This is a genomic window from Nocardia sp. alder85J (assembly GCF_020176955.2).
Classification (GTDB): Bacteria; Actinomycetota; Actinomycetes; order Mycobacteriales; family Mycobacteriaceae; genus Nocardia.
The window spans coordinates 188,260-200,553 of the sequence record NZ_JAIUCZ020000014.1; the positions used below are offsets into that span (position 1 = coordinate 188,260).

The 12,294-nt window shown below is 66.1% G+C and carries 10 protein-coding genes and 1 pseudogene; 4 read left to right on the plus strand and 7 right to left on the minus strand.

Annotation, left to right across the window (positions count from 1 at the left end; genetic code table 11):
- Positions 1 to 85: 85 nt before the first annotated feature.
- The 3 genes from LBW94_RS39040 to LBW94_RS39050 all read right to left on the minus strand — a co-directional run bounded on the left by LBW94_RS39040 (position 86) and on the right by LBW94_RS39050 (position 2,392).
- The gene (locus LBW94_RS39040; protein WP_266273171.1) at positions 86 to 811 is read right to left on the minus strand and encodes a hypothetical protein; all 726 of its coding nucleotides are present in this window, start codon (positions 809 to 811) and stop codon (positions 86 to 88) included.
- Positions 793 to 1,836 (minus strand): WD40 repeat domain-containing protein, encoded by a 1,044-nt coding sequence (locus LBW94_RS39045; protein ID WP_225061065.1) that lies wholly within the window; start codon positions 1,834 to 1,836, stop codon positions 793 to 795. Before LBW94_RS39045 ends, LBW94_RS39040 begins: the two co-directional genes overlap by 19 nt.
- Positions 1,837 to 1,945: 109 nt before the next feature.
- A complete protein-coding gene (locus LBW94_RS39050; protein WP_225061066.1) occupies positions 1,946 to 2,392 on the minus strand; it encodes a hypothetical protein in 447 nt (148 codons plus the stop codon).
- 545 nt (positions 2,393 to 2,937) lie between these two features.
- Here LBW94_RS39050 and LBW94_RS39055 point away from each other — a divergent pair.
- Positions 2,938 to 3,567 (plus strand): hypothetical protein, encoded by a 630-nt coding sequence (locus LBW94_RS39055; protein ID WP_225061067.1) that lies wholly within the window; start codon positions 2,938 to 2,940, stop codon positions 3,565 to 3,567.
- A gap of 854 nt (positions 3,568 to 4,421) precedes the next feature.
- Here LBW94_RS39055 and LBW94_RS39060 read toward each other — a convergent pair.
- Positions 4,422 to 4,742 carry a hypothetical protein gene (locus LBW94_RS39060; RefSeq protein WP_225061068.1) on the minus strand — a complete coding sequence of 107 codons (321 nt, stop codon included), beginning with the start codon at positions 4,740 to 4,742 and terminating at the stop codon, positions 4,422 to 4,424.
- A 9-nt stretch (positions 4,743 to 4,751) separates the two neighbouring features.
- Here LBW94_RS39060 and LBW94_RS39065 point away from each other — a divergent pair, with 9 nt between their 5' ends.
- Together LBW94_RS39065 and LBW94_RS39070 are read left to right on the plus strand one after the other, a co-directional pair.
- Positions 4,752 to 4,952 (plus strand): hypothetical protein, encoded by a 201-nt coding sequence (locus tag LBW94_RS39065; RefSeq protein ID WP_225061069.1) that lies wholly within the window; start codon positions 4,752 to 4,754, stop codon positions 4,950 to 4,952.
- A 1,175-nt stretch (positions 4,953 to 6,127) separates the two neighbouring features.
- A pseudogene (locus LBW94_RS39070) lies at positions 6,128 to 6,256 on the plus strand (hypothetical protein); the annotation flags it as partial.
- Positions 6,257 to 7,143: 887 nt separating this feature from the next.
- Here the strand turns inward: LBW94_RS39070 and LBW94_RS39075 are convergent.
- Entirely contained in the window at positions 7,144 to 8,046 is a 903-nt protein-coding gene (locus LBW94_RS39075; protein ID WP_225061071.1) for an IS5 family transposase, read from the minus strand.
- A 597-nt stretch (positions 8,047 to 8,643) separates the two neighbouring features.
- Here LBW94_RS39075 and LBW94_RS39080 point away from each other — a divergent pair.
- Entirely contained in the window at positions 8,644 to 10,269 is a 1,626-nt protein-coding gene (locus LBW94_RS39080) for an MFS transporter (protein ID WP_225061072.1), read from the plus strand.
- 316 nt (positions 10,270 to 10,585) lie between these two features.
- Here the strand turns inward: LBW94_RS39080 and LBW94_RS39085 are convergent, their stop codons facing one another.
- Together LBW94_RS39085 and LBW94_RS39090 are read right to left on the minus strand one after the other, a co-directional pair.
- Positions 10,586 to 10,873 carry a hypothetical protein gene (locus LBW94_RS39085; protein ID WP_225061073.1) on the minus strand — a complete coding sequence of 96 codons (288 nt, stop codon included), beginning with the start codon at positions 10,871 to 10,873 and terminating at the stop codon, positions 10,586 to 10,588.
- A complete protein-coding gene (locus LBW94_RS39090) occupies positions 10,858 to 12,174 on the minus strand; it encodes a glycoside hydrolase family 2 protein (RefSeq protein ID WP_225061074.1) in 1,317 nt (438 codons plus the stop codon). Before LBW94_RS39090 ends, LBW94_RS39085 begins: the two co-directional genes overlap by 16 nt.
- Between the last annotated feature and the right edge of the window lie 120 nt (positions 12,175 to 12,294).

The window sequence follows — 12,294 nt, forward strand, 5'->3', positions numbered from 1 at the left end:
ACGCCATTCCCGAACCTCGGCTGCGCGCGCAGCCGCCGGCTGGATGTGTGGTGGTCACCGGTCCTTATCACAGGCTGGCGTGATCTCAACGCATGCCGAGGATGGTCAGGACGAGCGCGATCGAGGTGACGCTCAGACCGATCAACGCGCTGGTGCCGGCAATGCCGGCCCACCGCGAGTCGCAGGCGATGAGGCGGGCGACGACGACGTCGGGGGCGTCGGTGGACGTGCCGCCGCTACGAGGATCGCCCGGCATCCCGCTGCCGCCGCAGTACAGCCGAGGCGTTCCGTCGTCGTCGTGGGTCAGCGAGCCGATCACGAAAACCGGAACACCGCGCGCCACCTGCCAGGTCGTTTCGTGAAACTGGTTGCTGTCGTCGTCCTCGTTCCACTTGCGGTGAGTCGTGGCCGCCAGTGGATTGCTTGTGAGGGTCAGGCTGCGGATCGCCAGCTCTTCGGCGAGCAGCGCGGTTCCGGTGTCGTCCTTGATCACGATGCGCCCCTTGGTGCTCTTCGATGTCACACTGTGGCTGAAAGTGCCCTTGTCGTGGGGGTTGGGTTCCCAGTGGTGTATCGTCAGTTCGGTCCACGAGCGCATATCCCATTCGCTGGTGCGCGCCACGACGGCGACCTGTCGCAGGTCGGTTTCCCGTAGCTGTGCGCAGGTCAGCATCGCACTAGCAGCCGCGTGCCACAGCCGGCGGTAATTACGGTGCATGCGGGCGGCGAACGGGGTGAAGACGAACAGTAGGACGACACCGCCCCAGAAGCCGACCGCGATCGCGGTGCCCATCAGAAACGCCACCGCCACGTCGTTCCGCTGTCGTCGCACACCGAGACCGTGTGCGAGTCGGGACCGAACGCGACATGCCATGGTGAGGAGCCGTTGCTGAGGTCGCTGCGGATGATGTTGTCGTCCATGGTGCGCCGATTGTCCAGGTCCCACAGCAGAACCGTGTCGCCCGCCACCGCCACCGTCCGGCCATCCGGGCTGAAGGCCAGCGAATCAACCAATCCGGATCCCAGCAGGGTCGGGCTCACGTGCCGGCCCGTCACGTCCCACAGCCGCACGACACCGTGGGCGTCACCGGTGGCGAAGACACCGCCGGGTGCGACGCCGAGTGCCGTGATGACGCCGGGCATCGTCCGGGTGACGCCGTCGGATATCTGGATTGTGCTGGTGCCGTCGTGGGGATCGCTGTCCTGGATCATCAGCCCGGCCCGGCGCAGCGGCGCGGGCAACGCCGCGGCACACACCACTTCAATATCGTTGCCACGGGTGGGATCCGGTGGCACGACCTGCTGAAGAACCGCGCTGTCCGGTGCCGGTGCAGCCGGGATCGTGACAGCGACCGGTGGCCTGCGCGAGGACTGGACGACGACCGCCACCGACGGGAGGGCAGCGGCCGCGACCACGCCGCCCGCGGTGGCCAAGGCGATGCCACGCCGGATCCGGCCAACGGAAAACCACACGCTGCGCCCGGTCAGGACGAACACACACACCAGCAGACCCGATCCGAACACCACCAGCCACACCACCGGCGTGACCACGTCCTTGTCCCTCTCGAGGTGGGTCGGGTCGTGCGGATCGACCCATATCCGCACCACATGCCCGTCCGGCCAAGGCCCGCCCGGTAGCCGACCCGCGAACACATCGCCATCGACCGTCCAGTGGTAGTCGCACCGATACCCGTCGTCGGCCAGACAGCCGCTGACATAGGCCCCGGTCGGGTGAGCGGTCCGGGCCCAACCACCGACCACACCCAGCACGATCTGACACACCACCACAACCACGAATCCCGACGCCAGCGCGCCCCACCAAATCCGCCTGCCCACGATCGGAGGATGCACCGAACCGCAAGCACTGTCCACCGCACGCCCGGAAAACCTGCCCGGCACGCCGCGACGTCACCCGACCATGAGAAGACAAAACGCAACCCAATGGTCACGGCCGCGCACGCAGCTGGCGTGCAGCTGCGCCGCAACACGCGACAGCGATTGCCTTCGACTGAGCCGCAACCGATTTCGACTGTCCAGCAGAGGGCATAGACATGCCCGTCCGCTCCGCAGGATACGGGCTTCCCCCGTCGTGCAACTCCCAGAAGGTCGGGTGGCCTGCCAGCGGCTCCAGCAGTATGCGCGACGCGGTGAGGCGCAGCCGTTCCCGCGCAACCGTGTGCGGTACCGACAGCCGCACCGATTCGACACCACGCACACAGTCCCGCAGCAGGTGCAGTGACGCCAGTTCCGCGGCATCGAATCGGTCACGGTCGGCGCCCGTGAGCTCCTGCACGGCGATCGCGCCGCGAAGCTCCGCGACCGATTCGCCCACGTCGCGCAGGAATCCCTGACGCTGCGGATGGCCGGCGATCGGGGCGTTGTAATACTCCAACCGACTCGCCCGGACGCAGCCACTCGACTGTCCGCTGCCGCACTGCGAGGACGGAGACGTCCTGCCGGAAGGCGGCGTACCACCCGCAGGGTTCGAACGTGATCACCTGCCCGGACAATGCCGATCGGATCAGAGTCGAGGTCGACGGCGGTCACATCGCGGTCGGTTGTGCCGATGATCACCCACTTCAGGCCGTGTGAGATCCGGTGCACCACGCCGTGGGGCCAGGATTCGAACACGAGGTGACCGCTGCCTGCGGACAGCGAGTCTTTCCAGGCTCCGGCGGTGCCGTGGCCGTATGCCGGGTCCGCCGCCTCGGTGCCGTCGTTGAGGTGCGCCGCGGCGATCGAGTAGCCAATGGCCGCAGCGCGGTGAATGCTCCCACTGAGTGTTGGGGAGCGCATCGTCGTCGGGTGCGGGGCTGCCACCGACGAAACCGATTAGGAGACGCTGCCCTGAGCCTCCTGTCGGCATCTCGCCCTTTCGCCGTGTTCCGGATTCGGTCACACTGGGTGGCGGGCCTGGCGGATGAAGGTTGTGACAGCATGAGGTACGGCATCCGGGCATGGGCACGCCGCTTGGCCGGCACCGCGGTGTGCATGGGCACGCTGGTGGCGTGTAGTGATTCGCCGCCGAAGCTGGTGACCGTGAGTCAACTCCCCACCGAGTTCGATCAGTTGGCCGGGGTGTGTCAGGGTCACGGGCAGGCGTACTCGGCCGCACCGGCTTATACCGGCCCGCCACCACACCCCATGGCGGTGGTGGTGACCGATCGCACTACACCCAGTGTCCTCGACCTGGACAACTATGGCAGTGCTCCGACCGGCGCGGGCGCACATCCTTCACGGAACACCGACCCCGGGATGGTGCAACTCGTGGCCTGCCAGACCGACGAAGGACCGGCGACGGACGTTCTCGGTCCGGAGTGTCAATACTCTGACAGGACGATCGCCGATACCCCGATCAGGATGATCCCGGAATGGTTCCAATTCACCATCTACTCGCTGCGTACTCACACGGTTGTCGGCACCGAACGGGTCCTCACCGACGACACGCATTGCCCGCCGATGCTAGATGTGATCCGGGGACGCCCTGCACCCCGCCAGGTCGCCTCCCTCAGTAGCGACAAGGTACACGAAACGCTCGACCACTACACCGAGGCGATGCTTCCGTAGCGGCAGTGCGATCGACGCGCCCGTGCGCGGTGCAGCAGTTCCGGGACAGGCGTCCGCTCGGCCCAGCGATACACCTCGCGCCCGTAGCGGCGCTCGACGCCACGGCGGGCTATGAACGGGTGATTCCTGTGCCGCACAACAGTTTACGATACTTTCGGTGGTCGTAGCCGTGGTCGGCGGAGAGGGTGGCCGGGCACCGGCGAGGCCGCCCGCGCCGTCCGTGGACGGTTGGGATCGCCTCGATCGAGGGCATCGATCGAGTCATGTCGTTGCGGTTGCCGCCGGGCAGCGACACCCAACACATCAGCTGCGACCAAGTCCTGCACTGGAACAAGTGGTAACCGAAGGACACTTGTCCTGATCGAACGGGCTCGTGCGCTCGGCGGCCTTGTCGGACCGCCTGCCGAGTTCTTTGTGGCCTGTTCCATCGAGCACTCGTCCTCGTCGAAAAGTGCATGCACGGTTAGCAGATGGCCGGTATCGAGTGACAGCGGGCACGTCACCACATGGCGACGCGCCCCCGTTCGTCGGTGCGAAGGTTGGTCCCGCAGTGTCTACTCGGGATCGGGATTGAACAATCGTTCCCGCGAGCAGGAAGGCGGTCGAGGTCAGCGCGTAGTTGGTCGACGCCGTACGTGCGGGCGCCGACGAACCGGGTCAAGGACACTTTCGTCGAGGAGACGAGTACGGACACTCCGGTCCGAGCATCGCAGCGCAATGGGATCGCGGCAGCCGGAGAATAGTGCACGCGACGCTACCCAGAGCGGTGGCCTATGTCATTTCCTCATCGACGTGAGTGAGGGAGAAGATGCCGACACACCGTGGGATGTGTTCGGGGCATACCGATTTCGGGATCACGATGACGCCGTGGTGGGTGAGCCAGCGGAATCCTCGCTCCGTTCTTCGGCAGAGGCTGCGTTGTTGCCGGCCGTGGTGAGGCGTTCGCCAATGTTGAGTGCGGTCGGCCTCGATTCCAGGTGGAGGCGGCCGATGCTGACCTCCGGATGGGAGCCGTCAATGAAGATTCGTCCCGTTGTCATCACCGTCCTGTTCGCCGCCGCGACCGCGGTCGGTGCAGGGTGGACCATCGCGGCGGCCGCACCGCTGGTGCGCACCGACATTCCGGCCGGCGACTGCGCCGTCCTGAAGCAGATCAGCAGCTCGACCGTCGGCACACTCGCGCTGTGCAGTCGCAACCGCCGGATCAGGCCGCTGCCAGCATGGCGGCCTACGTCGCCCAATTGCGTGGCCAGGAAGGCCAGGTCAGCTCGCCGGAAGCACAGGCCGACATCGAGAATCTGGCCAGTGCGCTCGAGAACGCCACCAGGCCGGAGGCCGCCTCCTCGGTCTACGGTGCCATCGGCAAGCTGAACTCCGCCTGCTAGCAGACCAACAACAGCGGTGCCCGGCGCGGTGTCATCCGCGCCGAGCACCGCCGTGCAGCACGGGAACTGCAGCACGATCCGCCCAAGGGTATGGCCGGATGATCGAAGCGACTGCCCGCCGGCGGCATCTCCGCTGGAGGAATCCGTACAAGCCATTGATTTCGATTGAGAGTGGGTGTTCACTTCTATCCTGACGGGCGACACAGTCGGTTCGCCGGCACGGCCTCCGGTGTCTCGCGTCGGGAACAGGTGGCGGGACCGGCGCGGCCGACGCTGTGATAGTTCCTTTCTAGAGGCAGGTGGTCGCAGGCATGCTCTGGTTCTCAGTGGTGTTGTGCATCGTGGTCAATCTCATGGGCGCGATCGCGGTCGGTCGGCTCAACCGGTAGCCCGCGCAATGATTCACGTGGTTGCCGACAGCAGCAGCGAGCAGTAGCTGGACCTGCCGACGGCCGGTGTGCCGGAGGTTCCGGCCTGCATAGATGTCACCGGTGGGTCGGCCAGATGATCGTCGGCCATAGCGTGGCGGGGTCGACTGGTGAGGCTCCTGCCGCCTGTTGCGGTCGGCTCGCCAGGGGTCTGTGGCCCCGCCCCGGCAGCGGGTCGCGGATGTGGGGGTGGTCGGCGGATGTCGAGGAGCCGGTCGGCGGCGGATCGTGCTTGTCAGGCGCGGGGGCACCGCCGCCTGTAGCGAACCGGTTCGGATTCCCCACCGCCGACCGGGTCCGGGCCGGATGTGGAACGCGGCCGGCTGTGTCGTTCCAGGCGTCTGCATGGAGCGAAGGTGATGTGAGGCAGTCGACGAGCCCACCGACCGGGTTTCCGCAGAATTCAACGTGGCTGGAGTCGCGATTTATGGCCTGAGCTGTGAGGACATGGAGGATATGTGCCTGGAGAGCGTGTCTCTAAGCACGGTTATCGGTGCTGGTCAGGGGGTTGGAGCAAGTTCGATGATCTGCTTGGGCGTGGGGGCGCCGAGGCGGGTCAGCAGGTCGTGTTGGGGCTTGGACACCTCTGTGAGGCGGCGGAAGGTGCCGGCCGGGCCGGTGAAGGTGCCACGTGCAGGCGGTCGAGTTCGCGGCGGATGACCGGCCAGGTGGTGGCGGCGCGGGTTTCGGCGATACGGACCAGCAGCAACGACAGCCAGCAAAGGATAACATGGGCGCGAGGCCAAGGCGCAGTCGAATTTGCAGGAAGGCCACCACGATCTGAGTCGCGCGATCTTCCACGACCGCAAGGGCGAGATCACCCGCGGTTATCTCGACGGTATGGAGAACCAGCCGGACGCACTGGGCTCATTCTGAACGTCGTCACGCTGCGGGACCAGAACTACCCGGTGCGCGACGGGGACGCCGCCCGGCTCTCGGCGTTCCGTTCGGGCGCCGTCACATCCGGCTCCCTCTCCGGATCTGTCCAGTTCCGGGCTCGGCCCCAATACCAGCTCTCCACAGCCAGGCCCGATGATGGCGTGTCTGTGTCGCTGACAGTCTGCGCACCGGACGGGATAAATAGCCGGCGCGCCATCTCTTACCGGTGCCTCTGGCGCGGCCGCAAGGGCACTCGTGACTACAGCTCCATGGGAGTGCCCTACCTGGAGAAACGTCGCGACCACGGCAGCCACGGCAGCCACGGCAGCGAGCTGGGCCACTACACCGTGGTGTGCCGACAGGACCGCCCGTGCTCCCGCCGCTACCTCGCCGAACGAACCGCCGCCGAAGCTGCCCTGCCCGACAACCCGAAGACACCTCCGCAGCCGTCGCCACCAACGCACCGATCGATCCGGACGCCCTCAAGGACCAGACCTCGACTCCACCCCGAACACCCAGCGCTGCAACACAAATGGCGCTGTGGTGACCGGCCACCAGCCCCAGCTCACCCGCATCTGGCCCCGGCTTCTCCCAGGAAAGCTCACCAGTGATGCGAAACACCCTGTACCGCAGCGATACCGGCGGCCACACGGTCGACGTCGAACTCACCGACGGCCAGCGCATGCTACTGCGCGCGGTCCACCACCACATCGGGCCGTGCCTCGCCGACCCCGCCGCGAGAATCGAGAGTTCCACCCCAGGGACTCGATCCGATCGCTGCTCGGTGGCTGAACCGGTATCGAGGGCCGGGCGGGCGCCCGGTCCGTGAGGCATGCAGTTAGCCAGTGTTTTGAAAGTGGGTGAGGGCGGGCAGGTACCCGCCCTCACCCGTGGTGGAGCCATTGGTTGATGGCTGTGATGTGGACGGTGGCCTGGTAGCGGACGGCGAGTTTGTCGTATCTGGTTGCCATGGCACGGTTTTCCTTCAACTGACCGATACCGCACTCCACGGCATGACGTTGCTTGTAATCCTCGGCGTCGAACGCTGGTGGTCGTCCACCGGCGGAGCCTTTCTTCTTGCGGTGGGCGGCCTGGTCTACCTTGATCGGGATGGTGGCCTTGATCCCGCGTCCGCGCAGGCACGCACGATTGGCGGCTGAGCTGTAGGCCTTGTCGGCACGTACTCGCTCCGGCCGGGTACGCGGTCGTCCTTTCCCGGGCCGCGGCACCGAGATACCGTCGAGCACGGCCGTGAACTGCGGGCTGTCGCCCCGCTGACCGGCGGTGATCACGATCGAGAGGACCTTGCGGCCCTGCTCGGTGGCCAGGTGTGTCTTGGTGGTCCAGCCGCCACGGGAACGCCCGAGCGCGTGGTCGGCTGGCTCGGTATCGACTCCGCCGGGCGACTCGACCTGGGTGTGGCCCTCGCGGCGGGCTCCGCCGGCGTGCCGATGAGCCCGGGCGATAGTGGAATCCACACTCACCTGCCACACGATCCGGCCGCCCGCATCGGCGAAGGCCTGCAACATCGTCCAGATCAGCGCCCACACTCCCGCGCGCTGCCAGCGCCGGAATAACCCGTACACCGTCTGCCAGTGCCCGTAGCATTCGGGCACGTCGCGCCACGGTGTCCCGCATCGGGTGCGCCATCTGATCCCGTCGATGAGCTGTCGTTTCGTCCATTTCGGCGGGCGGCCCGCCTTCTTGCCACGAGGCAGCAGCGGTTCCAGCCGAGCCCACTGGGCGTCGGTCAGGTCTGCTCGCCTCGTCACCGATACGCTGGTCACGAGGTCTCCGGTAGTGCTGGTTTTGCTTGGTCGCTGAACCTTCTACCGGAGACCTCGCTCGCATCAGGTCATCGACACGCCAACGCCGGCAACACCTTCCGACCTTCGGGTTGAGGGGCGCCGCCCCTCAACCCGAACCACTTTCAAAACACTGGCTAGTGGCACCGGTGCCGGAGGAATTCGGACATCCCATTGATTTCACATGAGAGTGGGTGTTCACTTTCATCGTGACAGGCGACACAGTCGGGCACAGACCGGCTGGCGCCCGTCGCGGTCACCTAAAACGTCCCGGAGTCCGGGAATGCGACGTCGAGGAGCGCCATGTCCGACCTATCCGGCGAGCCGAGGGCCTCCGGGATCGGCATCCATGACCGCTCGGAACCGCCACTTCCGCGCACTTCGCGCCCCACGGTATGAGCTCAGCTGCCGCCATCCGGCCGATGGCGGCCTGAGAAACACAGCGCAGGCGATTCGCACAACGTCGAGCACCACGTGCTGTCGCAGTAATTGTCCCGAAGTCACCCTTTTCTCCGGCAGGTGATGCGGTCGTGCATCTCGACCTGCCGATGATCGGCACCCGTTTGCCCAGGAGCCCCGATGACCGCTGTACCCATAACCTCCGATTCGCGACAGACCGAAGAACTCGACACCGGGCGTCTTCCCGACGACACCTCTCGCGGGCGGATCCTCGCCATCGTCGTGGCGATGGTGCTGCTCTCGGAGGTGACCGCATTCCAGCTGACCATGGTCGGCGCCTCCCTGCAGAAGATCACCACAACGTTCTCCCACGTCGGCGCCGACATCAACTGGGCGGTGATCGTCTCCGGGATCGTCGGCGCCGCCACCACGCCGATCCTGGGGAAACTCAGTGATATCTGGGGCAAGAAACGGGTCTTCCTGCTGTGCGGCTTATTCTTCCTGGTGGGGTGCCTGCTGGACGCGGTCACCAGTGACTGGTGGCTGTTCCTGCTCGGGCGCGGCCTGCAGGCGTTCACGGTCGTGATGATGATCATCTCCTATGGTTTGGTCCGGGACCTGTTGCCCCGCAAGCACATTCCGCTGGCACTGGGTGTGGTCGCCGGCGGGGTCGGTTTCTCCTCGCTGATCGGCCCGGTCGTCGCCGGTCTGCTGGTCGACAACTTCGAGTGGCGGGCCATGTTCTGGTTCCTCGCCGCCTACGCCGTGGTGTCGATGATCGTGTTCGCGCTCGTCGTGCCGGAGTCGAAACTCCGTGTCCGCCAGCGCATCCAGCCCTACGGCATCCTCTCCCTGTCGGCGGGCACCCTGCTGGTGCTGATCTACGCCGACAAGGGACAGGACTGGGGCTGGGGCCGGGTACCGACGCTGGGGTGGTTGATCGCCGGACTGGTGCTGATCGCGGCGTTCCCGCTGATCGAATCCCGTTCCAGCGCACCGATCATGGACATGAAGCTGCTGCGCAGCCCGAAGGTCGGCCTCACCCTGCTGCTGATGCTCTTCGGTGTCGCGGTTCTCGCGGTCAATCCCACCGCCACCGGCTACATGACTCAGACCCCCGATCAGAACGCGCTGAAACAGACCGTCGTTCAGAGCGTCATCGAGCAGGCGCACCAGACCGCGGGAGTCCCCCTGCCGGCGTCGGTGGTCCACGTCACCCTCAATCCCGGCTATCACTACGGCAACGGGTTCGGGCTGCTGGGCTTCGCCCTGCACATCACGATCATGACCGGTATCGCCGGCCTCGTCTTCGGTGTAATCGGTGGCATTCTCGCCCGCCGTGTCGGCGCCCGGATCCTCGCGATCGTCGCGTGCGTGATCACCGGCGGCGTCGCCGCCTGCTCCGCGGTCGCGATGACCCACTACTCCTGGCAGGCATTCGCTGTACTGGCCGGGATATTCGGTATCGGCTTCGCGTTCTTCTATACCGCGGGGTCGGTGCTCATCGTCGATGCCCTGCCCGAGGACCAGCAGGGCATCGGATCCGGCATGCTCGGCGTCACCATGGGTCTCGGCTCGGCCATCGGCACCTCGATCCTGGCCGCGTTCCAGTCTGCCCACCCCATCACCGCGCACATCGAGGTCATGGGACGCACCATCGACCAACCCATTCCACAGGTGTTCGGCGACCGCGGCTACTCGCTGACCTTCTGGTTCATGACCGCCCTGGTCGCCGTCGCCCTCATGATCGCCGTGTTCATGCGACACGGCCGCCAGCCCAGCACCGCCGGATTCATCGTCGCGTAAACTCGGCCGATCGCACCCGTAGTCCCGGGACACACACGAAGAGATCGGCCCCGAACAGCACATCTGTGGCCCGGACCGGGTAGCGCGACAGCATCGGCGCTATCGATGGTGGTGGCCCCGATAACCATCACGACACTGCCGGTCGTGACGGAAGTCTTCGTGCAGAAGATAGCCAGCATGGCTACCGCGACATGTTTCGCCCATGTCACGAGACGGCCGGTGTAGCCGCAGTCGGCCTGCACCTCGCTGATAGTGACAAACTTCGCGCATAGCATGTTAGTAGTCCCAGCCCGTCCAGGTGAAATCGCCGATGACCTCACGGAAGCCGCCGGACCAGATCCCAGTTGCCGTCGATGTGGGTGGGGAAGGTCTCGGCGCCCAGGATGATTCGCCCCGGGAACAGCTCCGCGTCCAGCTCGTAGCGGCTCTCGGCGTAGTTCATGCCCGCCACGTCGAGCACCGAGTACGCTTCCACCGTGCAGACGGTGGCCAACTCCGAGGCGGCGACGGCGTTCATCGCGTCGCCCAGATCCGCCATCACCGTATTGACGCCGGCGTTCTCCGAAATCGACTGTCCCCCCGACTTCTTCAGCTCGTCGAGCACCGCGAGCATGTTGTTGACCGCATTGGTAACGAAGCGGGTGCCGTCCAGCCGCGGACCTTCTCGGCCAGGCGGCGAGCCCACGCCGCGCCCGCCGGATTCCCGACCTCGGGGATCTCGTTGCCGATCGAATACATGACGACGCTGGGATGATTGAAGTCTCTGTCCACCAACGCTTCCAGATCGCGTTCCCACCATTGTGCGAAGTGCAGGCTGTAGTCGAAGGGGCTCTTCGCGGTGGCCCACGTGTCGAACGCCTCGTCGAGAACCAGCATGCCGAGCCGGTCACAGGCGTCGAGCATTGCGGTGCTCATCGGATGGTGCGACATGCGGATGGCGTTGAATCCGGCCGCTTTGAGGATTTCGACCCGGCGTTGCTCGGCCCCGGCGTAGGTCGCCGCGCCGAGGGGCCCGTTGTCGTGGTGAATGCAGGCTCCGCGCAGCTCGACCGTCGTGCCGTTGATCCACAACCCGTGCGCCGGATCCAATCGCAGCGACCGGATGCCGAACATCGCTGCGTCCCGGTCGATCTCGACATCACCGTCGGACAGTGCGACGACGCATTCGTACAGCTCGGGACTGTCGGCGCTCCACAGCAGCGGCGTACGCACGTACAGCCGCTGACGCAGCGTTGCCGTTTCGCGGGGCCCCAGGCTGATCGGCGCACTGCCGATGGCGACCCGCGCCCCGGCCCGGTCGCGGATCTCCACGCAGGCCACGACCGTGCGCAGGAACTCGGAGTCGTTGGTCACGGCGACGGCGACCTCGACGACCGCCCGTTCGGCGTCGATATCGGGTGTGGCGACCCGCACACCGTGCGGCGGGATCCGGACCGGCCCACCGACAAGCAGCCAGGTGTCGCGGTAGATCCCGCCCCCGCTGTACCACCGGGAGTCGCGATGATTGCGCGTCTCCACGCGAATGTCGTTGTCGCCGCCGTACTTCAGGAATGCGGTGGCATCGATCCGGAACTGCGAGTACCCGTAGGGCCGCTGGCCGGCGTACGCGCTGTTGACATAGACCATCGCGTCCCGGTACGCGCCGTCGAACTCGACGATCACCGTTTTACCCCGGTCTTCCTCCGGGACCGCGAAGGTTTTCCGATACTCGAACACCCCGCTGGGGTAGTAGGCGACGCTCCCGCCCTCTCCGCTGTCGTCGCCCGGCCGCTCCCGGCCCGACTCGACGACCGCATCGTGCGGAACCGTCACCGATCGGAACGGCACGGCCTGCCCGGACAACTCGGCGAACGGGTTGGGCTTCTGCCTGACCTGCCATTCGTCGTTGAAACAGGTGCGGAACACCTTGCCTCGCTTCTGTATCGGGACGGGGACGCAGGCAGTGACCCGGCCGCGGCCGTCCAATATTTCTACCAGTGGTTTATTATGCCGATGGTATAGAACCCCGCAGGCGGAAAGCCGGAA